Source organism: Phreatobacter sp. (genome assembly GCF_052440005.1).
In the GTDB taxonomy this organism is placed as follows: Bacteria; Pseudomonadota; Alphaproteobacteria; order Rhizobiales; family Phreatobacteraceae; genus Phreatobacter.
In genome coordinates this window covers 1-23,442 of record NZ_JBQVQL010000077.1, presented here as the reverse complement: position 1 = coordinate 23,442, position 23,442 = coordinate 1, and the positions used below count along the sequence as shown (strand labels likewise).

Below are 23,442 nucleotides of genomic sequence, written 5' to 3'. Positions count from 1 at the left end.
GCTCCGGCCCAGCCGGCCACGCCCCCGGCCCTGCAGACCCCGGCCGACGGCATTCTCGCCCGCGTGCAGGGTGTCGAGATCCGTCAGGCCGACCTCGACGCGGCGGAGGAGGACATCGGCGGCCAGACGACCGCGCAGATGAGCCCCGAGCAGAAGCGGGAATATCTCCTCAGCTTTGTCATCGACCTGACGCTCGCCGCCAAGGCCGCCGAGCAGCGTAACGTCCAGGAGGGCGCCGACTTCGCCCGCAAGATGACCTACTACCGCAACAAGCTCCTGGTGGAGACGCTCCTCAATACCGAGACGCGCACCCGCGTCACGGAAGAGGAGATGCGCAAGATCTACGACGAGCAGCGCTCGCGCATCACGCCGGAAGAGGAGGTGCGCGCCCGCCACATCCTGGTGGAAACCGAGGATGAGGCGAAGGCGCTGATCGCCCAGATCCGCGGCGGCGCCGATTTCGAGACCATCGCCAAGGAGAAGTCGAAGGATCCGGGCGGCGCCCGCAACGGCGGCGACCTCGGCTTCTTCACCAAGGGCCAGATGGTGCCCGAGTTTGCTGAGGCCGCCTTCGCCATGCAGGCCGGCCAGCTCTCGCAGGCGCCTGTCAAGTCGCAGTTCGGCTGGCACATCATCAAGCTCGAGGAGCGCCGGCAGCGGCAGATCCCGAGCTTCGAGCAGGTACGCGGCCAGATCGAGGACTTCCTCACCCGCCGCGTCCAGGCCGACCTCGTGCAGAAGCTGAGGTCGGAGGCGCAGGTCGAGCGCTTCGTGCCCTCGCCGGCCCGGCCGACGATCCCCGGTGCCCCTGGCACGCCGGCCCCGGCGACGCCGCGTCCCTGATCATCCCTTCCGTCCCGATGACGAGGCCGGCCGCTCGCGTGGCCGGCCTTCGTCGTTCAGGGGTGATGCCGCGCGCCCGCCGGGGCCACACCGTTTCTTAAGCGCCCTCGCTTAAGCCATGGGGACCGTGATCGGATCATCGTGCCGACGCGTGGTCGGGGACATCCGCCTTGTCGGTGATGGGTTCGGAAGAGGCGCAGATGGGGCGCGGCGCCAAAACGCTGCTGTCGCCCGCCGGCATCGCCGCGCGCGTCCGCTCCTTCCTGCTCGACCGGTCCGACGAGTCCATCGCCCAGAGGATGGCCGGAGCGGCCTTCCTGATCCGCGTCCTCAGCGCCGGCATCGCCTATGTCAGCCAGGTGCTGATGGCCCGCTGGATGGGCGGCTCGGAATTCGGCACCTATGTCTCGGTGTGGGTCTGGGTGCTGCTCATCGGCCATCTGTCCAACGCGGGTCTCGCCTCTGCGGCGCAGCGCTTCGTGCCGGAATATGCCGAGCGCGGCGACCAGGACGGCCTCAGGGGCTTCATCGGTGGCGGGCGGCGGCTCGGCATGGTCATCGCGACGGTGATCGCGGCGACGGGCCTTGCGATTCTGTGGCGCTTCGCCTCCCTCGTCAGCGACGCCATGATCATGCCGCTGGCGCTCGCCGCCATCTGCCTGCCGATGTTCGTGCTGACCGACATCCAGGACGGCATCGCCCGCTCCTGGAACTGGACGGACCTCGCCCTCGGTCCGCCCTACCTCATCCGCCCCTTCATCCTGCTCGGCTGCATGGCCGGCGGCTATGTCGCCGGCTTCCCCAGCACGGCGGTGACGGCGATGGCCTGCGCCGTGATCGCGACCTGGACCGCCGCGATGATCCAGTTCGTGCTGCTCAACCGCCGCATCGCCACCAAGGTGGCGGCGGGCCCGCGCCGGACGGAACCCTTGTTCTGGCTGAAGACGAGCCTGCCGATCTTCGTGGTGGAGACCTTCTACCTCGCCCTGACCTATACCGACGTGATCCTGCTGAAGCAGCTGCGCGGGCCGGAGGAGGTTGCGGTCTACTGGGCGGCGGTGAAGACCCTCGCGCTGGTCGCCTTCGTCTATTTCGCCGTGGCTGCTGCGGCGGCGCACCGGTTCAGCGAGTACCACGTCGCCGGTGACCGGCAGAAGCTCGCCGACTTCCTGCGTGCCTCCATCCGCTGGACCTTCTTCCCCTCGCTGGCCGCGACGATCCTCATCCTCGCCCTCGGCAAGCCCTTCCTGATGATGTTCGGCCCCGACTTCGTGAAGGGCTATCCGGCGATGTTCGTGGTGTCCGTGGGCCTTCTGGCGCGTGCTGCGGCCGGCCCGGTCGAGCGCCTCCTGACCATGTCCGGCCACCAGACCGCCTGCGCCCTCATCTACGGCGTCGCCTTCGCCGCGGCGGTGGTCCTCTGCCTCGTTCTCATCCCCCCCTTCGGGATGATGGGTGCGGCGATCGCCACGGCGACGGCGCTGACGCTGGAATCGGTGCTGCTGGTGTGGATCACCACGGCGCGTCTCGGCCTCTCCGCGGCCTTCTGGATCAAGCCGGCGACCCCATGACCGCGGCTCCCACCCGTCTCCGTGCCGAGGCCCCGCCGCTGCAGCCGGCGATGTCCGCCGCGGGCATCGGTGCGGTCTCCGCGTCCTGGGTACCGGCCGAGGGCTGGGAGGCGCTTCGCCCCGACTGGGAGGAGCTCGCGGCCGCCGCCGCAGAGCCCAATGCCTTCCTCGCGCCGGGCTTCGCGCTGGCAGCCCGTGGCATCGCGCCCGCCGCCGGGCTCGGGGCGCTCCTCGTCTGCCGCGACGGGCGGCCAATCGGCCTCGTCGCCGGCAGGTTCGGCCTCGCCGGTGCGGTGTTCACCCTGTGGACCCATCACTATGCCCCCTATGGCGTGCCGCTGGTGCGGCCCGGCGAGGCGGCGGCGGTGGTCGGCGCGCTTCTCTCGTTCCTCGCGTCGGAGGGGGCCGCCGCCCTCGAGGCGCCACTGATGCCGGATGGGCCGTTCGCCACAGCCCTCGAGGCGCTCGCTGTCGGACATCCGACCTTCGTGCTCGACGCCCACCGCCGCGCGGTTCTGACGGTGGCGCCGCCGCCCCTGTCGAAGGAGCATCGCCGGCTGGCGCGCCGCCTCGGCGAGCGGGGCGCGCTCGGGTTTGCCTCCACGGCGACGGGCCATGACCTCAGCGAAGCGGTCGAGGCCTTCCTCGCCCTCGAAGCCGAGGGGTGGAAGGGCCGCCGCGGCACCGCCCTCGCCATGACGCCTGCGACCCGCTCCTTCTTCGAGGCAGCGGTGACTGATCTCGCCGCCCGCGGCGGGGCACAGATCGACATGCTGCTGCTCGACGGGCGGCCCATCGCGGCCGGGCTCGTCCTCACGGCGGGCCCGCGGGCCTGGTATCTCAAGACCGCCTATGACGAGGTCTTCGCCCGCTTCTCGCCGGGGCTTCTCCTCTCCCACGCCATCGGCGCAGCCGCGATCACGGCGAAGGGCGTGGAGCTGGTCGATTCGTGCGCCATTCCCGACCATCCCATGATCGACCGCATCTGGCCCGGCCGCATGGCGCTGACGACGCGCTTCATCGCCGTGGACAAAGGTCCCGCCGGCTGGCGCTGGCGGGCGGCGCTCGCCTGGCGCCGCGGCTTCATCGGCGCCAGGGCGCTTGCCAAGCGCCTCCTCCGGCGCTGAGGCTCAGGGGCGGTCGCGCAGCAGGCGCCTGATGATCTTGCCCGTGGTGGTCATCGGCAGTTCGTCGATGAATTCCACCTCGCGCGGGTAGGAATGGGCCGACATGCGTGTCTTCACGAAGTCGCGGATGTGGTCCGCGAGGTCGGGCGAGGGCTCGACGCCGTCCTTCAGCACGATGAAGGCCTTGACGATTTCAGTGCGCAGCTCGTCGGGCTTGCCGACGGCGGCCGCAAGCGACACGGCAGGATGCTTCAGCAGCGTGTCCTCGATCTCGCCGGGCCCGATGCGGTAGCCGGCGGAGGTGATGACGTCGTCGTCCCGGCCGAAGAAGTGGATGTAGCCTTCCTCGTCGCGCAGGCCCTGGTCGCCGGTCACCATCCAGTCGCCGATGAACTTGTCGCGCGTCGCCTCGGGGCGGCCCCAGTATTCGAGGAACATCACGGGGTCCGGCCGCTGGACAGCGATCTGGCCGCGCTCGCCCGCCTCGCAGAGCGAGCCGTCGTCGCGGATGACGCCCACCGTGTGGCCCGGCACCGGCTTGCCGATGGCCCCCGCCCTCGACACGCCGATGGCGGCCGAGGAGGCGAGGACGAGGTTGCATTCGGTCTGGCCGTAGAACTCGTTGATGGTGAGGCCGAGGGCGGCGCGGCCCCAGTCGTAGGTCGGCGTGCCCAGCGCCTCGCCGCCCGAGGCGAGGGTGCGCAGCACCAGCCTGTGCCGGGAGCGGGGATCGTCGATCGAGCGCAGCATGCGCAGGGCCGTCGGCGGCACGAAGGAGTTGCGGACCTCCAGCTCGGCCATCAGCGCGAAGGCTTCGTCCGCGTCGAACTTCTCGAACTTGTGGGCCACTACCGGCACGCCGAAATGGAGTGAGGGCAGCAGCACGTTGAGGAGGCCGCCGGCCCAGGCCCAGTCGGCCGGAGTCCACATCCGGTCGCCGGCCTGGGGGAAGAATTCGTGCGGCATCTCGACGCCCGGCAGGTGGCCGAGCAGGACGCGATGGCCGTGAAGGGCACCCTTGGGCTGGCCGGTGGTGCCGGAGGTGTAGATCATCATGGCGGGGTCGTCGGCCGCCGTGTCGACGGCCGTGAAGGCGCCCGAGGCCTTTTCCAGCGAGCCGTAGAAGCTGTCGACGCCGTCGGCCGCGCCGTCGACGGAAAGGACCACCGAGAGCTCGCCGAGCCCGTCGCGGATCTGGGAGAGCTTGGCCACCCCTTCGGCATTGGTGATGAGGGCGCGGGCGCCGGCATTGGCGAGGCGGAAGGCGAGGGCATCGATGCCGAAGAGCGCCGCCAGCGGCACGGCGATGGCGCCCATCTTGTAGATGGCGATATGGGCGATGGCGGCCGCGGCGCCCTGCGCGAGCACCAGCGCGACGCGATCCCCGCGCTTCACGCCCTTCGTCACCAGCACGTTGGCGAGGCGGTTGGAGGCGTCCTCCAGCCGGCCATAGGTGATGGGCTCGACGCGCCCGTCCGGCTTCTTCCAGAGGATGGCGACGCGGTCCGGCTCGGCCAGCGCCCAGCGGGTGCAGACGTCGGTGCCGATGTTGTAGCGGGCCGGGACCTGCCAGCGGAAATCGCGGACGAGGGCATCGTAGTCGCGCAGGTTTGGGAGCATGGCGGGCACTCTCGCGGGGGCGAGATCGGTACTCCAACAGGTGGCCGCGGTCGAGTCAGCCCTCCGTCGAGGGCGTAGCGAGGGGCACCAGCACCGTGCTTCCGCCGGCGACCAGCACCTCGCCCGCCTTCGTGCCTACCGACCGAATCTCACTCCGCCCGCTTCACCCCGTCGCCTACGAAGGGATCGATCTCTGCTACTCCGCCTCCCGCCTTCAGGCGGGATTGCTGGTCGGAACGCCGTGCGTGATGAAGTTCCGGAGAAGCGGGAAAACCTTCTCCGGGGCGTCACCATGGATCTCGTGGCCGCACGCCTCCAACCGCTCGAACTGAACCAGATGCGGGGGTATTGAGCGTGCGGTCGCCTCGATCAGTGAGATGGGCACGATCGGATCGTGCGCTCCACCCACGACGAGGGTGGGGCAGGTGATGTTCCGCAAGTCGGCATGGAAGTCGAAACGGCCATGCTCGTTGTTCGGGCCGTTGAAGTGGAGAGCGACCTCGGTCTTCATGATCGCATGGACGGGTCCCTTCGGCCGGTCCCGCCGGTGCCGGTACAGCGGGACGCAGCGCTCGATATAGCGGGCGCGGCCCTCGGCCGTCGGGTTGGTCCAGTAGCTCTCGGCCGTCGCGCGGGCATCATCTCCGCCGATGCGCCCGAATGTCTCGAACACCCGTTCGAAGTCGATCGCCGCCGCCGTGCTCAGAAGGATCAGCTTGCCGGGATGATCGGGATAGCGCGTGGCGTAGGACTGGGCCACGAAGCCGCCGAACGAGAGGCCGCAGACGATCGGTTTGGCGAGACCCAGGGCATCACAGAGCCCTTTCACGTCATCGCCCCATTGCGTCAGGTTCCAGGTTGCGGGGTCTGAACCCTCGCTGCGCCCATTGCCGCGATGATCGTAGAAAACGACCTGGGCGACGTCGCTGAGGGCGGAAAATGCGTTCTTGAAGGGCACGTGGTCAAAGCCAGGGCCTCCGTGCAGCATGACGAGGGCCGGCTTTTCTCGGGTGCCACGATCGTCGACAACGAGCGCGGGATTGGCGACGTCGACGAACAATCGGACGCCATTGACGAGCACATGCATGTCCCGCTCCGGTGCCCGCCGCGATGGCCTCGCAAGCCGGACGATCAAGCCGCCTGTTTCGCGCCCTCGCCGACGATGCGGACGATGTCCGCCATGATGGCGTTGAGCTGGAAGTCCTTCGGTGTGTAGACCGCCGCGACCCCCGCCTTCTTCAACTGGGCCTCGTCCTCCGGCGGGATGATGCCGCCGACGATGACGGGCACGTCGTCCAGCCCCTCGGCGCGCATCCGCTCCATCACCTCGGTGACGAGGGGAATATGGCTGCCGGAGAGGATCGACAGGCCGACGACGTGGACACCTTCCTCCAGCGCGGCGTTGACGATCTCGGCGGGGGTGAGGCGGATGCCCTCGTAGACCACCTCCATGCCGCAGTCGCGGGCGCGCACGGCGATCTGCTCGGCGCCGTTGGAATGGCCGTCGAGGCCCGGCTTGCCGACGAGGAACTTGATGCGGCGGCCGAGGCGGCGCGAGACCGTCTCCACCTCCTCGCGGATGGGGGCGAGGTCGCCGGTCTCGGCGCGGGCGGCGCGGCCGACGCCGGTGGGCGCGCGGTACTCGCCGAAGACCTCGCGCAGCACCTGGCCCCATTCGCCGGTGGTCACGCCGGCCTTGGCGGCGGCGATGGAGGGCTCCATGACGTTGCGGCCCTCGCTCGCGGCGGCGCGCAGGTCGGCGAGCGCCTTCTCGACGGCCTTTGCGTCACGGGCGGCGCGCCAGGCCTTCAGGCTCTCGACCTGCTGGGCCTCGACGGCGGGATCGACCACCATGATCGAGCCTTCCCCGGTGGTGAGCGGCGAGGGCTCGGTCTCGGTGAAGCGGTTGACGCCGATGACCACCTGCTCGCCACTCTCGATGGCCTCGAGGCGGCGGGTGTTGCTCTCTACGAGCTTCGACTTCATGTAGGGCACGGCGGCGATCGCCCCGCCCATCTCCTCGATCAGCTTCATCTCGGCGGTGGCCTCGGCCTTCAGCGCCTCCACCTTGGCGGCCACCGCCGGGTTGCCGTCGAAGAGATCGCCGAATTCCAGGAGGTCGGTCTCGTAGGCGAGAATCTGCTGGAGGCGCAGCGACCATTGCTGGTCCCAGGCGCGCGGCAGGCCCAGTGCCTCGTTCCAGGCCGGAAGCTGCAGGGCGCGGCAGCGCGCCTTCTTCGAGATGGTCACCGCCAGCGCCTCGATGAGGATGCGGTAGACGTTGTTCTCCGGCTGCTGCTCGGTGAGGCCGAGCGAGTTCACCTGGACGCCGTAGCGGAACAGCTTGTGCTTCGGGTCGGTGACGCCGTATCGCGTCTCGACGAGCTCCTCCCAGAGCTCGACGAAGGCGCGCATCTTGCACATCTCGGTGACGAACCGCATGCCGGCGTTGACGAAGAAGGAGATGTGGCCGACGACCTCGCCGAAACCGCCCTCGGGCACCTCGCCGGAGGCCTTCACCGTGTCGAGGATGGCCATGGCGTTGGCGAGCGCGAAGGCGAGCTCCTGCACCGGCGTCGCCCCCGCCTCCTGCAGGTGGTAGGAGCAGACGTTCATCGGATTCCACTTCGGCATCTCGGCCGTCGTGAAGAGGATGGTGTCCTTGGTGAGCCTGAGCGAGGGCTCCGGCGGGAAGACGTAGGTCCCGCGCGAGAGATATTCCTTCAGGATGTCGTTCTGCGTCGTGCCGGACAGCTTGGTGCGCGGTGCCCCGGTCTCGTCGGCCACCGCCACATAGAGCGCCAGCAGCCAGCCGGCGCAGGCGTTGATGGTCATCGACGTGTTCATCTCGGCGAGCGGGATGCCGTCGAAGAGCGTGCGCATGTCGCCGAGATGGGAGACGGGCACGCCGACCTTGCCGACCTCGCCGCGGGCGAGAACGTGGTCGGCGTCATAGCCGGTCTGGGTCGGAAGGTCGAAGGCGACGGAGAGACCCGTCTGGCCCTTGGCGAGATTGGCGCGATAGAGCGCGTTGGATTTCTCGGCCGTGGAATGCCCCGCATAGGTGCGGATCAGCCAGGGCTTCTCGCGCTTGTCGTTGCTGCGCATTGTCGCCTCCCGAGCGGGTTCTTTGGCGATCATTCTGTGCCGCCAGGCGATTTATTGCAATGCAGCGAAAGGGGAATGGCCCGGCCGCCCCGCAAGGAGGACCGGGCCCCGCGTCAGGCCCGCCTGATCAGGCCGACGATGACCAGCAGTATGACGGCGCCGAGCGTCGCGCTGACGATGGCCGAGAGGATGCCGCCGCCCAGCGAGATGCCGAGGCGGGGAAACAGCCAGGTGGCGATCAGCGCGCCGAGAATGCCGATGACGATGTTGCCGACGAGCCCGAAGCCGAAGCCCTTGACGATGAGACCGGCGAGCCAACCGGCAATGGCGCCGACCAGAATAAGAACGAGCAGACTTTCGACGGGCATGATGCAATCCTCCTCAAGGCGCGGCGGCCGGTCGTCCCGGCGCGGGCGCAAGACATCAGCGATCGCCGACGAGGTCGGAACCGCGAAGGCCCAACGCGCCCGCCCTCCCGAAGGTCCCTGACGGAAGCAATAATTACCGGCGGTGGGAACAGGGTAGGGGTCTGCAAGTTGCCGTGTGGGCGGTCGCGGCTCGTCCGAAGGGGCGAGGGGGCGGCCTTTCCCGTCCGCCAATTCGCGCTTGCACATGCATGTTGCACTGCACATAATCGATACCTGAAGCGCCCCGGAAGAGAAGGCGCCTGACACCCGAGGTGACACCAATGGCAGCTGTTGCTCCCACTCCCCAGTCGCGCCCCGTCAAGGATCTCTACGAATTCGGCGAGGTCCCCCCGCTCGGCCACGTGCCCGCCAACATGTATGCCTGGGCCATCCGCAGGGACCGGCACGGGCCGCCGGAGCAGTCCTTCAAGGTGGAGGTGGTGCCGACCTGGTCGCTGGGCGAGGACGAGGTGCTCATCTACGTGATGGCCGGCGGCGTGAACTACAACGGCATCTGGGCCGGCCTCGGCCAGCCGATCTCGCCGTTCGACGGCCACAAACATCCCTTCCACGTCGCCGGCTCGGATGCCTCGGGCATCGTCTGGGCGGTGGGCGCCAAGGTGAAACGCTGGAAGGTCGGCGACGAGGTCATCGTCCACTGCAACCAAGACGACGGCGACGACGAGGAGTGCAACGGCGGCGACCCGATGTTTTCGACCTCCCAGCGCATCTGGGGCTACGAGACGCCGGACGGCTCCTTCGCCCAGTTCTGCCGCGTCCAGTCGCGCCAGCTCATGGAGAAGCCCAAGCACCTGCCCTGGGAGGAGGCCGCCTGCTACACGCTGACGCTGGCCACCGCCTACCGCATGCTGTTCGGCCATCCGCCCCATACGCTGAAGCCGGGCGACAACGTGCTGGTCTGGGGCGCGTCGGGCGGCCTCGGGGTCTTCGCGGTGCAGCTCGTCGCGGCGGCCGGTGCCAATGCCATCGGCGTCATCTCGGACGAGACCAAGCGCGACTACGTGCTGCAGCTCGGCGCCAAGGGCGTCATCAACCGCAAGGATTTCAACTGCTGGGGACAGATGCCCAAGGTGAATTCCGACGAATATGCCGTCTGGACCAAGGAGGCGCGCAAGTTCGGCAAGGCCATCTGGGACATTACCGGCAAGAAGGACGTGGACATCGTCTTCGAGCACCCGGGCGAGGCGACCTTCCCGGTTTCCTGCCTCGTCGCCAAGCGAGGAGGCATGGTGGTGTTCTGCGCCGGCACCTCCGGCTTCAACATCACCTTCGACGCCCGCTATGTCTGGATGCGGCAGAAGCGTATCCAGGGCTCGCACTTCGCCCACCTGAAGCAGGCCGCGGCGGCGAACCAATTCGTGCTCGACCGACGCGTCGACCCCTGCATGAGCGAGCTCTTCCCCTGGGACAAGATCCCGGCGGCCCATGCCCTGATGCAGGCGAACAAGCACGCGCCCGGCAACATGGCCGTGCTCGTCAACTCGCCGCGACCGGGCCTGCGCACGCTCGACGACGTCATCGAGGCGACGGGGGGCTAACGCCTTCCGCTGCGCCCGCGCGCGGCGGTGCGATGCCGAACACGGTCCCCAGCGGCGCAACCCTGCGAGCCACCTCATAGGTGGCCGCACAGCCGGCCATGGTCGCGGCGATGATCGTCGCGGCTTCGGCGAAGGCCGGCAGGGCGATGCCCTTCAGGTGGTGAGCGACCATGACGATGATCGTCTGGTGGACGATGTACCAGCAGAACACCGCGCCGCAGGCATACCGCAGCACCGGGTTGTCGCGCGTCGCCAGCCAGTGCCGCGCGAAGCCGAGAATGGTCACGATCCAGCACCATTGATCGACGCCGTAGACGAGCGGCCGCAGCGCATTCGCGCCAGCGGCCGGGCGAGGATCGCGCAGCCAGACGAGGGCGAGATAGGATGCGAGGCCGAGCAGCAGCGCCGGCCAACGCAACCTGACGGTCGCCTTCGCGACGGCATCGGACCGGGCGATGAGGACGCCGAAAAGGAAGGCCGAGCCATAGACCGCGTGGGCATAGCCGTCGTCGACGAGGGCGTGCGTGACCGGGCTGATCGGGAAGAGGAAGCCGCGAAAGGCTGCCAGCAGCAGCGCCGGCCCGAGGAGAAGCGCCGCGTCCGGCCATGTTTCGATCCAGCGCTCGGCCCGCCGCAGCGCCGCCGGCATCTGCGCTGCGAGCGTCGCCACGGCCATCGTGTAGAGCCAGAGATAGGCGACGAACCACAAATGGTTCCATGTCGGCAGGATGATGCAGGCGCGGCGGCCGTTCTCGATCGAGCAGAAGCCGTGATCGAAGCGCAGATAATGGCCGAACCAGAAGGAGAGATAGCCGCCGGAGAAGCCGAGTTTCTCGACGACCTCGGCATAGGACTGCGGCGGCACCACCACGATCATGCCGAACAGCAGGGGCACCAGCAGCCGCCACGACCGTCGCCCGGCAAGCGTTCCGGGCGTGGAGCGGTCCAGCATGAACCGGGTCGCGGCTCCCGAGACCAGGAAGAGGATCGCCAGCCGCCATGGGTTCAGCGCGATCATGAGCGGCTCGATGACCCGGCCGTCGTGAAGGCTTTTTACGTGGAATCCCCACGACACGTAGAGCATGCCGACGTGATAGAGGATGAGCAGAACGAAGGCGGTCACCCGGATCCAGTCCAGATCGAGGCGACGGTGGGGAAGGCTGGTCATGGACGGTCCCGACGAGGTCGCTCATCCTGTCCCCGGTTCCCCAGCCCTGGTCGAGGCCCCGGGGACGGATGGCTTCCACGCCGGGACGAGTGGGGACGCGCCCTGCCGAGCGGAGGATAGACGGTGACGGACGGGGCTGCTGTCCGCGGGGCGGGGCCGAGCCGCCGGGCCCTGCTGGTGATGGTCGCCGCCGGTATCGCGGCGGCCTGCCTCGTCAACGCCTTCTCCACGTCCCAGGACCTCGAGCGGGTGGGCCGTCCGGCCGCCCTGTGGCAGCCGTTTCTATGGGAGGCCTCCAGCGCCGCGGTGATCGTGGCGCTCCTGCCCGCAGCCCATGCCCTGTTTCGTCGTAGTGCGCGTTGGCACGGCCGCCCGGTGCTCTGGGCCGCGAGCCATCTCGCCGGCATGCTCGCCTTCTCCGTCCTGCACGTGGGCGGCATGGTCCTGCTGCGGCAGGTCGGATCCGCCCTGGCGGGCGAGACCTATGTCTTCGGTCCGCCCGTGGCAGGTTTCGTCTACGAGCTGCGGAAGGACGTGCTGACCTATGTCCTGGTCATGGCGGTGTTCTGGATCGCCGAGCGCCTCGGTCCGTGGAACGAGGCCACCGGGGCGGCCGGCCTGGGGGAGCCAGTCGCGGCGCCGCCTCCGGCCCTCTGGCTGCGCGACGCAACGGTCAACCTGAAGGTCGCGCCCGCCGACATCGTCTGGGTGGCCTCGGCGGCGAACTATGTCGAATTCGCCCTCGCCTCTGGAGCGCGGCATCTCATCCGCACCACACTGCAGGCGGAGGAGGAGCGCCTGTCGCCGCTCGGCTTCGTGCGCATCCACCGCACGCGGCTCGTCAACGGTGCGCGTCTCAAACGGCTCGCTTCGCGTCCGACCGGCGATTTCGAGGTCGAAATGGACACGGGTGAGCGCTTCTCCGGCAGCCGGCGTCACCGTGCCGAGGCGCTGGCGCGCCTCGGCCTTCGGGGCGATCAGGCCGGCTGCGGGCCGTCGTAGCCCTCGATGACGATCGCATCCATCTCGGCGCCGCCCTTCTGCTCGGCGCGGGCCGCCTGGTATTCCTCCGAGTGCCAGCAGGCGAGGGCCTGCTCGTAGCTCGGAAACTCGATGACGACGTTGCGCGAGCGGCTGGTGCCGACCAGCGTCTCGAACCTGCCGCCGCGGATGACGAAGCGGCCGCCGTACTTGGCGAAGGCGATGCCGTTCTTGGCGACGTAGTTCTTGTAGGACTCGGTGTCGTTCACGTCGACACGGGCGATCCAGTATCCCTTGGGCATGCTTGTCCTCCTCGGCGGGGCGCTACCATCCCGCCACTCATGCCCGCCGCGCAAGATGGGTGATCGGCGGAGCGGGTTGCGTCGTAGCGAGGGTCATGGGAACAGGACGCCGTTCCCTCCGTTTCACCCGCGGATGCCGCTCCGGCCGCATCCGGGTCGGGAGGCCGCCATGCCGAAGCTGCTGCAGTTCCTGCTCGTCCACGCCGTCATCGGCTTCGGTGTCGCCGGCGCCTTCGTCGCCGGGCTGATCGTTTTCGACGTCGGCGGCTTCGCCACCCTCGCCTCGCGGTCGGACGTCGCGCCCCTCGCCGTGTCCGTGCTCACCTTCTTCCTCGGTCTGACATTCGCCAGTGTGCAGATGGGCGTTGCGGTCATGCTGCTGCCCAAGGACGACGAGGCGGGACCCCGCGGCGGACATGGCCGTCCCGCGGCGCTGGCGCCGGCCTATGCACGGGCTCCGGCGCGCCGCTGAGGGGCGGCAGGCCGCCTCTTGCCCACCGGGCCCATCTCCTGTATACGCCCGGCTCTTCGGATCGACCGGCTGATTAGGGCTGCCGTGGCGATCCCGAAAGCTCACCCTTGAGCCTTCAGAGGAACCCCGCCGGTCTCCGGACCGGCAGACGGGCGCCTCGCAACGAATGAAGAGAGCCAAATGCCCAAGATGAAGACGAAGTCGGGCGCCAAAAAGCGCTTCAAGATCACGGCGACCGGCAAGGTGATGTACGCCCAGTCCGGCAAGCGCCACGGCATGATCAAGCGGTCGAACAAGCAGATCCGCGAGCATCGCGGCACCACTGCCATGTTCGAAACCGATGCCTACAACGTCAAGCGGTACTTCCTCCCGAACGGCTGATCGGCCCGGTTCGAGAAGCACCCCCACGAAATTGTAAGAGAGATCAGCCATGGCCCGCGTCAAAAGGGGCGTTACGTCCCACGCCAAGCACAAGAAAGTCCTCAAGGCCGCTTCCGGCTTCCGGGGCCGCCGCAAGAACACCATCCGCGCCGCGAAGGCTGCCGTCGACAAGTCGATGCAGTACGCCACGCGCGACCGCCGCAACAAGAAGCGCAACTTCCGCGCCCTGTGGATCCAGCGCATCAACGCCGCGGTCCGCGAGCACGGCCTGACCTATTCGCGCTTCATCGCCGGCCTGATCGGCGCCGGCATCGCCGTCGACCGCAAGGTCCTGTCCGACCTCGCCATCACGGCGCCGGACGGTTTTGCGGCCCTGGTCGAAAAGGCCAAGGGATCGCTGCCGGCGAACGCCTGACTTCTCACTCCTGAAGTCTGACAATTCGGCCCGCGCGACCCTCCCCGAGGGTGGCGCGGGCTTTTTCGTTCGCGGCTTGACGCGCTCGGCCCCACCCGCCACACGATCCCAGCCCCATCACCCGTGACCTCAGCCATGACCGATCTCGCAACGCTCGAAACTGACCTGACGGCACAGATCGCCGCCGCTGCCGACGAGGCGGCGCTGGAGGCGGTCAGGGTCGCCGCCCTCGGCAAGAAGGGCTCGCTCTCGGCCCTGCTCGCCACCCTCGGCCAGATGGCGCCGGAGGAGCGCAAGACGGCGGGCGCCGCCATCAACCAGGTGAAGGACCGCGTCACCGAGGCGCTGACCCTGCGCCGCGAGGTGCTGAAGAGCGACGCCCTCGACGCCCGCCTCGCCGCCGAGACCGTCGACGTGACGCTGCCCGTCCGCGAGAGCCCGACGGAGACCGGCCGCATCCACCCGATCAGCCAGGTGATGGACGAGCTCACCGCCATCTTCGCCGACATGGGCTTTGCCATCGCCGAAGGTCCGGACATCGAGACCGACGACTACAACTTCACGAAGCTCAACTTCCCCGAGGGCCACCCGGCCCGCGAGATGCACGACACGTTCTTCTTCAATCCGAAGGCGGACGGCGAGCGGATGCTGCTGCGCACGCATACCTCGCCGGTGCAGGTGCGCACCATGCTGTCGAGCAAGCCGCCGATCCGTGTCATCTGCCCGGGCCGCACCTATCGCTGCGACTCGGACCAGACGCACACGCCGATGTTCCACCAGGTCGAGGGCCTCGTGATCGACAAGGGCAGCCATATCGGCCACCTCAAGTGGATCCTCGAGGAGTTCTGCAAGGCCTTCTTCGAGGTCGACAGCGTGAAGATGCGCTTCCGCCCCTCGTTCTTCCCCTTCACCGAGCCCTCCATGGAGGTCGACATCCAGTGCAACCGCCAGGGCGGCGAGGTGCGCTTCGGCGAGGGCGAGGACTGGCTCGAGATCCTCGGCTGCGGGATGGTGCATCCCAACGTCATCCGCAACTGCGGCCTCGACCCGGACGTCTACCAGGGCTTCGCCTGGGGCATGGGGATCGACCGCATCGCCATGCTGAAATACGGCATCAACGACCTCCGGCAGTTCTTCGAGGCCGACGTGCGCTGGCTGTCGCATTACGGCTTCCGCCCGCTCGACCTGCCGACGCTGGCCGGCGGCCTGTCGAGCTGAGGGGAGACATCCGATGAAATTCACCCTCTCCTGGCTCAAGGACCACCTCGACACCGAGGCCTCCCTCGCCGAGATCACCGAGACGCTCACCCGCATCGGCCTCGAGGTCGAGGGGCTGGACGATCCCGGCGCCAAGCTGTCCGCCTTCACCATCGCCCACGTCATCTCGGCCGAGCAGCATCCCAATGCCGACCGGCTCCGGGTCTGCATGGTCGACACCGGCTCGGGCGACCCGGTGCAGGTCGTCTGCGGCGCGCCGAACGCCCGCACCGGCATGAAGTCGGTGTTCTCGCCGCCCGGCACCTTCATTCCCGGCAAGGGCATCACGCTCGGCGTCGGCACGATCCGCGGCGTCGAGAGCCGCGGCATGCTGTGCTCGTCGGCGGAGCTCGAACTGTCGGAAGACCATGACGGCATCATCGACCTGCCGGCCGATGCGCCCCTCGGAGCCCGCTATGTCGACTGGGCGCAGCTCTCCGATCCGGTCATCGAGATCAACCTGACGCCGAACCGGCCGGACTGCACGTCGATCCATGGCATCGCCCGCGATCTCGCCGCCGCCGGCCTCGGCAAGCTGAAGTCCGACGTCATCGCGCAGGTGAAGGGCACCTTCCCGAACCCGCAGAAGGTCGCGCTCGCCCTGCCCAAGGGCGAGGAGAAGTTCTGCCCGGCCTTCGCGCTGCGCCTCGTGCGCGGGGTGAAGAACGGACCGTCTCCGGACTGGATGCAGCGGCGGCTGAAGGCCATCGGTCTTCGCCCCATCAACGCCCTCGTCGACATCACCAACTACGTCACCTTCGACCGCGGCCGGCCGCTCCACGTCTTCGACGCGAAGAAGGTCGCCGGCACCCTGGTGGTGCGGCGCTCCAAGGCGGGCGAGACGGTGCTCGGCCTCGACGGCCGCGTCTACGGTTTCACCGGCCACGAGACGGTGATCGCCGACGACAACGGCGTCGAATCCATCGCCGGCGTCATGGGCGGCGAGCACTCGGGCTGCGACGAGGGCACCACGGACGTGCTCATCGAGTCGGCGCTGTGGGACCCGATGGACATCGCCCGCACCGGGCGCAACCTCGGCATCGTCACCGATGCGCGCTACCGCTTCGAGCGCGGCGTCGATCCGAACTTCACCCTGCCCGGCGTGGAGCTGGCGACGAAGCTGGTCATGGACCTGTGCGGCGGCGAGCCGTCGGATGTCACGCTGGAAGGCGCCATCCCGGACACGGATCTCATCATCAATTTCCCGCTGTCGGAGACGAAGCGGCTCACCGGCCTCGACGTGACCGACCGTGAGCAGAAGCGCATCCTGGAGGCCCTCGGCTTCGACGTCTCGGGCAACGGGCCGATGGTGAAAGTGTCGCCGCCGTCCTGGCGTCCCGACGTCCACGGCAAGGCGGACCTGACGGAAGAGGTCATGCGCATCGCCGGCGTCGACCGCGTGCCGTCCACCCCGCTGGACCGCGGCGGCACGGTGCCCAAGCCCGTGCTGACCCTCATCCAGAAGCGCACGCGCATGGCGAAGCGCACGCTCGCCGGGCGCGGCATGGTGGAGGCGGTGACCTGGAGCTTCATCTCCAAGGCGCAGGCCGAGCTCTTTGGCGGCGGCCAGCCGGCGCTGGCGCTTGCCAACCCCATCGCCTCCGACCTCTCGGACATGCGGCCGACCCTGCTCGTCGGGCTCGCCTCCGCCGCCCAGCGCAACGCCGATCGCGGCTATGGCGACGTCACCCTGTTCGAGGTCGGCCAGGTGTTCAAGGGCGACCGCCCCGAGGACCAGTTCATGGCGGCGACAGGCATCCGTCGCGGCCTCGCCAAGCCGACGGGCACCGGACGCCACTGGCAGGGCACGGCGACCGCCGACGTCTATGACATCAAGGCGGATGCCATGGCGGTGCTCGCCGCCGTCGGTGCGCCGATGGCCGGCATCCAGGTGGTGCAGGGTGGCCCCGCCTGGTTCCACCCGGGCCGCTCCGGCACGTTCCAGATGGGTCCGCAGACCGTGTTCGGGTCCTTCGGGGAGCTCCATCCGCGGGTGCTGGAAGCGCTCGACGTGAAGGGACCGGTGCTGGCCTTCGAGATCCTGCTCGACCGCCTGCCGCCGCCGAAGGTGCGCCCGACCCGCACCAAGCCGCAGCTCGTCCTCTCGCCCTTCCAGCCGGTGGAGCGCGACTTCGCCTTCCTGGTGGACCGGGCCGTGAAGGCGGGTGACCTCGTCAAGGCGGCGCAGGGCGTCGACAAGCAGCTCATCACCGGCGTCCAGGTCTTCGACGTCTACGAGGGCAAGGGCATCGACGAGGCCAAGAAGTCGGTCGGCATCGCGGTGACGCTGCAGCCGAAGGACAAGACGCTGACCGACGCGGAGATCGACGCGGTGGCCGCGAAGATCGTCGCCGAGGTTGGGAAGAAGACCGGCGGTACGCTGAGGGCGTGAGGTAAGGGCTGGACGCCTGCCCAAACTCCCCACCCGCACCCTCCCCGCTGCGCGGGGAGGGAGACTACCGCGTCTCGTCCACGCACCGGGCGGGTGAGCCAGGCACGACGGCCGGCGATGACCCGCGTCGTCGAAGTCCCCCTCTCCGCGCGAAGCGCGGGGAGGGTGCGGGTGGGGCCATCGACCTGCCGGCTCTGCCGGATGCGCATCACACGATCTCGTCCGCCCTGAACACGCCGGCGAAGCGGTCGGCGAGCGCCGCGAGTTCCGCCTCGTGCAGGCGCGCCGCGTCGATGACGTCGCCGGCCGGCGTCGGCAGGTCGCGCGTCGCGCAGGCGTCCGCCGCAATCGCCGTCTGGTAGCCGAGATCGAGGGCGGCGCGGGCGGTGGAGGAGACGCACATGTGCGTCATGAAGCCGACGATCACCAGCGGCGCCGAGGGCGCGCCGACGAGATCGGCGAGGTCGGTGCCGGAGAAGGCGTTCGGCCGCGGCTTCTCCACCACGGCTTCCCCCGCGACGGGCGCCACGGCATCGACGATGGCGCCGCGGTGGCCCTCGCGGTCGAAGAGCGAGCCCTTGCCGCCCTTGTGGGCGACGTGGACGATCTTCGCCCCGGCCTTGCGGGCACGGGCGAGGAGATCGGCCGCCTTCGCCACCGCGGCGGACGCGCCGGGCAGGGCGATGGGACCGTCCAGATATTCGTTCTGGATGTCGATGAGGACGAGGATGCTCTCGCTGAGCTTCGGCGGCGCGGGCTTGCGGCCGGCAAGCTCCAGCAGGGTCTTGGGCTGGGTGGTCATGGACGTCCTCGGGTGGGTTTCTTCGGGGGCCGCATCAAAGGCTCTCGTCCCCGCGGCGTAAACCATGACGCGCGCGCCCCCTCCATGCACGGGGCGCGCGGGGGTGACAGGCGGTATCGCGCGGCTCTAGCCTGTCGTCGACGCTGCGGCACAGGATTCCCATGCACCCTCTTCTCCGACCGGCAGGCACCGCGGGCGCCACGCCCATCACCTTCGTCACGCCCGCGACCTATCCGGAGGTGAAGGCGAAGCTGAAAGCGCCGCAGCAGGCCTATCTCGACGCGGTGGGGTTCGAGCCGAAAGCGGGTAAGGCCGTGGCCGTGCCTGACGCCAAGGGCGCGATCGCCGCCGTGCTGTTCGGCATCGAGGGCGAGGATGCCGTCCATCGCGATCCGCTGCTCACGGGCAAGCTGCCGGGCCAGATCCCGACCGGTCTCTACCGCTTCGCCAATGATCCCGGCGACGCGGAGCGCGCGACGCTCGCCTGGATCATCGGGCAGTACCGCTTCACCCGCTACAAGAAGGCGTCGCCCAAGGCGGCCCTGCTGGTCGTGCCGACGGGCGTCGACGGTGCGGCGGTCACCCAGGCGGCCGAGGCGACGGCGCTGGCCCGCGACCTGATCAACACGCCGGCCAACGACCTCGGGCCCGCCGAGCTCGAGGCGGCGATCCGCGACCTCGGCAAGCGTCACCGGGCCAAGGTCACCTCCGTCGTCGGCGACGCGCTCCTGAAGCAGAACTTCCCGATGATCCATGCGGTGGGCGCGGCCTCTCCGCGCGAGCCGCGGCTCGTCGACCTCGTCTGGGGCAACGAGAAGCACCCGAAGGTGACGCTGGTCGGCAAGGGCGTGTGCTTCGACACCGGCGGGCTCGACCTGAAACCGTCATCCGCCATGCTGCTGATGAAGAAGGACATGGGCGGCGCCGCGGCGTCCATTGGCCTCGCCCACATGATCATGGCGGCGAAGCTGCCCGTGCGCCTGCGCCTGCTCGTGCCGGCGGTGGAGAACGCGGTCGCCGGCGCCGCCTTCCGGCCGGGCGACGTGTTCCCAACCCGCAAGGGGCTGACCGTCGAGATCGGCAATACGGACGCGGAAGGGCGCCTCGTCCTCTGCGACGCGCTGGCGCTGGCCGACGAGGAGGCCCCCGCCCTCATCGCCGACTTTGCCACGCTGACCGGCGCGGCGCGCGTGGCGCTGGGGCCGGACCTGCCGCCGGTCTATACCCATGACGACGCGCTGGCGGCGGAGCTGACCGCGGCGGGCCTCGCGGTCGGCGATCCCGTCTGGCGGCTGCCGCTGTGGAAGCCCTATGCCAGCGGCCTCGACAGCAAGATCGCCGACCTCAACAACGTCACCACCGGCGGCTTCGCCGGATCCATCACGGCCGCACTCTATCTCGACCGCTTCGTGGAGAAGGCGCAGAGCTGGCTGCACGCGGACGTCTACGGCTGGACGCCGGCCGACAAGCCCGGCCGGCCGCAGGGCGGCGAGATGCAGGCGGCCCGGGCGCTGTTCGCGGTGCTGCAGGCACGGTTCGGATAGCGAGGACGAGACGGCCGCAAGGCCCCAACCTGACCCTCCCCGCTGTGCGGAGAGTGTGCTGGTGGGGCCTCTTCTTCAGACACAGCCTCTGCCGTCATGCCCGGGACGAGCCCGGCCATGACGGGGAGGGCGGTGGCGGAGACGGCAGTGTCGGTGCCAAGGAGGGACCAGGCCGGACGGCTCACCCCTCCGCGCTGACCTCGCCCTTCTCGATCAGCATCTCGCGAATGAGCTTCTTCGGCACCTTCCCGTACCCCGACTTCGGCAGTTCCTCCCAGACGAAGACCTGCCGTGGCATCTTGTAGCGCGACAGCTTGCCGTCGAGATGCCCGAGAATTTCCCCCTCGGCGACGCTCGCGCCGGGCCTGGCCACCAGCACCGCGACGCCGGCCTCGCCCCAGCGCCGGTCGGGGACACCGAGCACCGCCACTTCCGCTACCGCGGGATGGGTGAGGATCACCTCCTCGATCTCGCGCGGATAGACGTTGGAGCCGCCGGATATGTACATGTCGGAGGCCCGGCCGGTGATGTAGACGTAGCCTTCCTTGTCCTTGTGACCGAGGTCGCCGGTGCGGAAGAAGCCGTTGCGGAACGATTTCGCGTTGGCCTCCGGATTGTCGAAATAGCCGGCGAAGACGGCGGGGCCGGCGACGCAGATTTCCCCCGTCTGGAAGGGTGCGAGTTCGAGCCCCGCATCGTCGAAGATGCGTACGTCCATCGCGGTGCGGGGGTAGCCGCAGGTGCCGATGCGCCCCTGCACGGCGTCGTCGATGTCGTGCTCGCGGGTGGGGAAGACGGTGATGTTGCCGGTCACCTCGCCCAGGCCGAAATACTGGACGATGCACTTGCCGAGCCGGGTCAGCGCCACCTGCTGGTCGGCCCGGTACATGGGCGATCCGGCGTAGATGACGTGCTTCAGGCTCGTATGGTCGTGCCGGTCGGCGGCCTCATGGCCCGCCAGCATGGTGAGGATCGTCGGCACCGTGAACATGTTGGTGACGCGGTGCTCCTCGATGAGGCGGAAGGCCTCCTCGCAGTCGAGCCGCTCGCTGGAGAGGAGGATGGTGCGCGCACCGCGGGCAACCTGGGTGAGCTGGTGGATGCCGGCGCCGTGGGAGAGCGGGGCGACGACCAGCGAGGCATCGTGCTCGGTGGTGCCGGGGACGAGGTCGGCGAGATGGTTGGTGACGACGAAGCCCATCTGGCCATGGGTGAGCACGGCCGCCTTGGGCCGCCCGGTGGTGCCGGAGGTGAAGAAGAACCAGCAGGGGTCATCGTAGTCGACGGCCGCGACCGGGCCCGGCGATCCGTGGCTCTCGCCCTCGGCGATCAGCCCCTCCCAGTCGACGGCGGCGAAGGGCGCCGCACCGATGGAGATGGTGAGGGCAAGGTCGGGGTCGCTCTCTTTCACCGCGGCCGCATGACCCTCGAAGATGCTCTCGCAGATCAGCGCCTTCGCCCGCGCCGCGGCCGCGATGTAGGCGACCTCCTGATGGGTATTCCGGAAGTTGGTCGGCACCCAGATGGCGCCGATCGTCCAGACGGCGAACATGGCCTCGAACATGGCGTTGCCGTTGCGCGCCTGGCAGACGACCCGGTCGCCCTTGGAGATGCCGCGGGCGCGCAGGGCGACAGCTGCCGCGTTCACCCGCCCCGCCATCTCGCCCCAGGTCCAGGTGCGCTCCCGCCAGACGAGGCCCGGCCGGTCCGGCAGGCGACGGGCGGTGCCGTGCAGCAGGTCGGCGAGGTTCATCACCCGCCGGGACAGGGGCGCAGGGATCATGGAGCCGTCGCCGGCGAGGCGGGGGCCGAGGGTGTCAGGCATGGGGTGGCGCTTCCGTTCCGTCTTTCGCGGACGATAGCACCGGCGCGGGCGGAGTTAACTCCGCCGCACGGCAGGCCCGGCCCGCGTCAGGCGGCGTGCCGGTCGGCCGTGGCGCCGAAATGCCCGATGTAGCGCGGGCTGATGGCGCTCACGGGCAGGACCACCAGAACGTCCGTGGTGTTGAACTGGCGGTCGACCACCGCGCCGTCACCGATATAGGCACCGATGCGCAGATAGCCCTTCACCAGGGGCGGCAGGGCGTGCAGCGCCTTCTTGGCGTCGATGGCCTCCGGCGACAGGCGGCCCATCTCCACATGGCGGGAGGGCAGGGCCCGTGCGGCCCAGGCGGCGGGGGCGCGGGCGTGGTGATGCAGGAAGGAGAGCTCCAGCGACAGGGCGCGCGGATCCGTGCCCTCGAGGCTGGCGCAGCCGAACATCACGTCGATCCGGTGGGCGAGGACATAGGTCCAGATGCCGTGCCACAGCAGCTCGACCGTGCGCTTGTTGCGGTAGGCCGGCAGGACGCAGGAGCGACCGAGCTCCAGGAAACGCTTGCCGCGATGGCGCTCCAGGAGGCCCGAAATGTCGAACTCGCTGGCGGTGTAGAAGCCGCCGTTGCGGTCGGCCACCTCCTGCCGCAGCAGGCGGTAGGTGCCGACGATGGCCGGGCGAGGGGCGCCGAAGGGCGGACGCTCGGTCACCGCATGGTCGATGACGACGAGATGGTCGCAGATGGCGTCGAAGGCGTCGATGTCGCGGCGCGCAAGGCGGGAGGGCCCGTCGGCGATCGCCTTCATCTCCTCGTAGAAGACGTGCCAGCGCAGCCGCTGGGCGCGGCGCACCTCGGCGGCGTTGGCGGCGAGCCGGACCTCGAGGCTGCCGATACGGCCGAGGGTGCGCGGCAAGGCTGCGGATCCGGCGCGGGGGGAGAGGCCGCCATAGGCGCGCATCATGGGGATGATCTTGCGCCCCTGATCGGCCCAGGCGGAGGGGCGGAAATGGCTGGCAAGGCTGGTGCTGGTCCGGGCAACGGGATCGAGCATCGTGGGTCCCCCGGCCGGACCCTACCCGAATCGGCGGGACCGGCGTGAGAAGACCACGTGCCGCAGCTGGCCGACGGGGCGATGACGGCCCCGCGACGGAACGGTGACGCCGGGAAGGTCGTCAGTCGGCTATCTTCAGCTGGGGGGTGCTCGCAGCCTTGGCGTCCATGGCCTTGTGGGCCTCGCCGAGGGCGAAGAGATAGGCGTTGGTGGCGTCCATCATGCGGTTGGAGGCGTCCGCCAGCTCGGCCAGCACCTTGGACTTCTGGGCATCCGAGATGGCGCTGGCGCGCACGGCGCTGCCGAAGGCGGCGAAGCCGGTGGTGATGCTACGCAGAATCTCCAGCTCCGACAGGCCGTTCGGGCGCTGCATGTTCTGGCTGACGGACACAAGCTTCACGGAAGGCCCCCTCGGTCTCCGTCAGAAGCTGTCACGGGATGGTTAACGAGCGGTGAAGAATTACCACCGCAGGCCGGGATCGTCTCAGATCGTCTGGTTGTAGGCGCCGACTTCCGGGTTCTCGCGCAGCACGGCGTCGACGGCGCGGAACATCTCGTGCATGCGGGCCTCGGACGCCGGGCTCTCCACGACGACGACGAGTTCGGGCTTGTTGGAGGAGGCGCG

At 69.2% G+C, this 23,442-nt stretch carries 21 protein-coding genes; 11 read left to right on the top strand and 10 right to left on the bottom strand.

Annotated features, from left to right (window positions below; genetic code table 11):
- From ACT6XY_RS17235 to ACT6XY_RS17225, 3 genes are all read left to right on the top strand, one after another.
- A partial coding sequence (locus ACT6XY_RS17235; RefSeq protein WP_444749562.1) for a peptidylprolyl isomerase occupies positions 1 to 843 on the top strand: 843 nt, incomplete at its 5' end.
- A 179-nt stretch (positions 844 to 1,022) separates the two neighbouring features.
- Positions 1,023 to 2,414, top strand: a complete 1,392-nt coding sequence (locus tag ACT6XY_RS17230; RefSeq protein ID WP_444749564.1) for a lipopolysaccharide biosynthesis protein — start codon at positions 1,023 to 1,025, stop codon at positions 2,412 to 2,414.
- Entirely contained in the window at positions 2,411 to 3,541 is a 1,131-nt protein-coding gene (locus ACT6XY_RS17225) for a GNAT family N-acetyltransferase (RefSeq protein WP_444749561.1), read from the top strand. Before ACT6XY_RS17230 ends, ACT6XY_RS17225 begins: the two co-directional genes overlap by 4 nt.
- Before the next feature lie 3 nt (positions 3,542 to 3,544).
- Here ACT6XY_RS17225 and ACT6XY_RS17220 read toward each other — a convergent pair whose 3' ends face one another.
- The 4 genes from ACT6XY_RS17220 to ACT6XY_RS17205 form a co-directional block, all read right to left on the bottom strand.
- Complete coding sequence (locus tag ACT6XY_RS17220) at positions 3,545 to 5,161, bottom strand: AMP-binding protein (RefSeq protein WP_444749560.1); 1,617 nt, start codon at positions 5,159 to 5,161, stop codon at positions 3,545 to 3,547.
- Positions 5,162 to 5,375: 214 nt separating this feature from the next.
- The gene (locus ACT6XY_RS17215) at positions 5,376 to 6,248 is read right to left on the bottom strand and encodes an alpha/beta fold hydrolase (protein WP_444749559.1); all 873 of its coding nucleotides are present in this window, start codon (positions 6,246 to 6,248) and stop codon (positions 5,376 to 5,378) included.
- A gap of 44 nt (positions 6,249 to 6,292) precedes the next feature.
- Positions 6,293 to 8,269: a methylmalonyl-CoA mutase family protein gene (locus tag ACT6XY_RS17210; RefSeq protein WP_444749558.1), complete on the bottom strand. Its 1,977-nt coding sequence runs from the start codon at positions 8,267 to 8,269 to the stop codon at positions 6,293 to 6,295.
- A 113-nt stretch (positions 8,270 to 8,382) separates the two neighbouring features.
- The gene (locus tag ACT6XY_RS17205; RefSeq protein WP_444749557.1) at positions 8,383 to 8,637 is read right to left on the bottom strand and encodes a GlsB/YeaQ/YmgE family stress response membrane protein; all 255 of its coding nucleotides are present in this window, start codon (positions 8,635 to 8,637) and stop codon (positions 8,383 to 8,385) included.
- A gap of 320 nt (positions 8,638 to 8,957) precedes the next feature.
- Here ACT6XY_RS17205 and ccrA point away from each other — a divergent pair, with 320 nt between their 5' ends.
- Positions 8,958 to 10,235, top strand: coding sequence for a crotonyl-CoA carboxylase/reductase (gene ccrA / locus ACT6XY_RS17200; RefSeq protein WP_444749556.1), 1,278 nt, complete (start codon positions 8,958 to 8,960; stop codon positions 10,233 to 10,235).
- Here ccrA and ACT6XY_RS17195 read toward each other — a convergent pair.
- Positions 10,213 to 11,403, bottom strand: coding sequence for an acyltransferase family protein (locus ACT6XY_RS17195; protein WP_444749555.1), 1,191 nt, complete (start codon positions 11,401 to 11,403; stop codon positions 10,213 to 10,215). The genes ccrA and ACT6XY_RS17195 overlap by 23 nt on opposite strands.
- Before the next feature lie 123 nt (positions 11,404 to 11,526).
- Here ACT6XY_RS17195 and ACT6XY_RS17190 point away from each other — a divergent pair, with 123 nt between their 5' ends.
- On the top strand, positions 11,527 to 12,405 hold the full coding sequence (locus ACT6XY_RS17190; protein ID WP_444749554.1) for a LytTR family DNA-binding domain-containing protein: 879 nt from the start codon (positions 11,527 to 11,529) through the stop codon (positions 12,403 to 12,405).
- Here the strand turns inward: ACT6XY_RS17190 and ACT6XY_RS17185 are convergent.
- Complete coding sequence (locus tag ACT6XY_RS17185; RefSeq protein ID WP_444749553.1) at positions 12,381 to 12,686, bottom strand: DUF1330 domain-containing protein; 306 nt, start codon at positions 12,684 to 12,686, stop codon at positions 12,381 to 12,383. The genes ACT6XY_RS17190 and ACT6XY_RS17185 overlap by 25 nt on opposite strands.
- Positions 12,687 to 12,855: 169 nt before the next feature.
- Between ACT6XY_RS17185 and ACT6XY_RS17180 the strand changes: the two genes are divergently transcribed.
- The 5 genes from ACT6XY_RS17180 (at position 12,856) to pheT (ending at position 17,603) form a co-directional block, all read left to right on the top strand.
- Positions 12,856 to 13,158 carry a hypothetical protein gene (locus ACT6XY_RS17180; protein ID WP_444749552.1) on the top strand — a complete coding sequence of 101 codons (303 nt, stop codon included), beginning with the start codon at positions 12,856 to 12,858 and terminating at the stop codon, positions 13,156 to 13,158.
- 180 nt (positions 13,159 to 13,338) lie between these two features.
- Positions 13,339 to 13,539, top strand: a complete 201-nt coding sequence (rpmI, locus tag ACT6XY_RS17175; protein WP_444749551.1) for a 50S ribosomal protein L35 — start codon at positions 13,339 to 13,341, stop codon at positions 13,537 to 13,539.
- Between the two features lie 49 nt (positions 13,540 to 13,588).
- Positions 13,589 to 13,954 (top strand): 50S ribosomal protein L20, encoded by a 366-nt coding sequence (gene rplT / locus ACT6XY_RS17170; RefSeq protein ID WP_106749513.1) that lies wholly within the window; start codon positions 13,589 to 13,591, stop codon positions 13,952 to 13,954.
- 135 nt (positions 13,955 to 14,089) lie between these two features.
- The gene (gene pheS, locus ACT6XY_RS17165) at positions 14,090 to 15,172 is read left to right on the top strand and encodes a phenylalanine--tRNA ligase subunit alpha (protein ID WP_444749550.1); all 1,083 of its coding nucleotides are present in this window, start codon (positions 14,090 to 14,092) and stop codon (positions 15,170 to 15,172) included.
- A gap of 13 nt (positions 15,173 to 15,185) precedes the next feature.
- Positions 15,186 to 17,603 (top strand): phenylalanine--tRNA ligase subunit beta, encoded by a 2,418-nt coding sequence (gene pheT, locus ACT6XY_RS17160; protein ID WP_444749549.1) that lies wholly within the window; start codon positions 15,186 to 15,188, stop codon positions 17,601 to 17,603.
- 208 nt (positions 17,604 to 17,811) lie between these two features.
- On the opposite strand, the gene ACT6XY_RS17155 is transcribed toward pheT, so the two are convergent.
- Positions 17,812 to 18,405, bottom strand: a complete 594-nt coding sequence (locus tag ACT6XY_RS17155; protein ID WP_444749548.1) for a cysteine hydrolase family protein — start codon at positions 18,403 to 18,405, stop codon at positions 17,812 to 17,814.
- A gap of 161 nt (positions 18,406 to 18,566) precedes the next feature.
- Between ACT6XY_RS17155 and ACT6XY_RS17150 the strand changes: the two genes are divergently transcribed.
- Positions 18,567 to 19,949 (top strand): leucyl aminopeptidase family protein, encoded by a 1,383-nt coding sequence (locus ACT6XY_RS17150; protein ID WP_444749547.1) that lies wholly within the window; start codon positions 18,567 to 18,569, stop codon positions 19,947 to 19,949.
- A 181-nt stretch (positions 19,950 to 20,130) separates the two neighbouring features.
- Here ACT6XY_RS17150 and ACT6XY_RS17145 read toward each other — a convergent pair whose 3' ends face one another.
- The 3 genes from ACT6XY_RS17145 to ACT6XY_RS17135 form a co-directional block, all read right to left on the bottom strand.
- Positions 20,131 to 21,774, bottom strand: coding sequence for an acyl-CoA synthetase (locus tag ACT6XY_RS17145; protein ID WP_444749546.1), 1,644 nt, complete (start codon positions 21,772 to 21,774; stop codon positions 20,131 to 20,133).
- Positions 21,775 to 21,860: 86 nt separating this feature from the next.
- Positions 21,861 to 22,727, bottom strand: a complete 867-nt coding sequence (locus ACT6XY_RS17140) for a GNAT family N-acetyltransferase (RefSeq protein WP_444749563.1) — start codon at positions 22,725 to 22,727, stop codon at positions 21,861 to 21,863.
- 211 nt (positions 22,728 to 22,938) lie between these two features.
- The gene (locus ACT6XY_RS17135) at positions 22,939 to 23,217 is read right to left on the bottom strand and encodes a hypothetical protein (RefSeq protein WP_444749545.1); all 279 of its coding nucleotides are present in this window, start codon (positions 23,215 to 23,217) and stop codon (positions 22,939 to 22,941) included.
- Between the last annotated feature and the right edge of the window lie 225 nt (positions 23,218 to 23,442).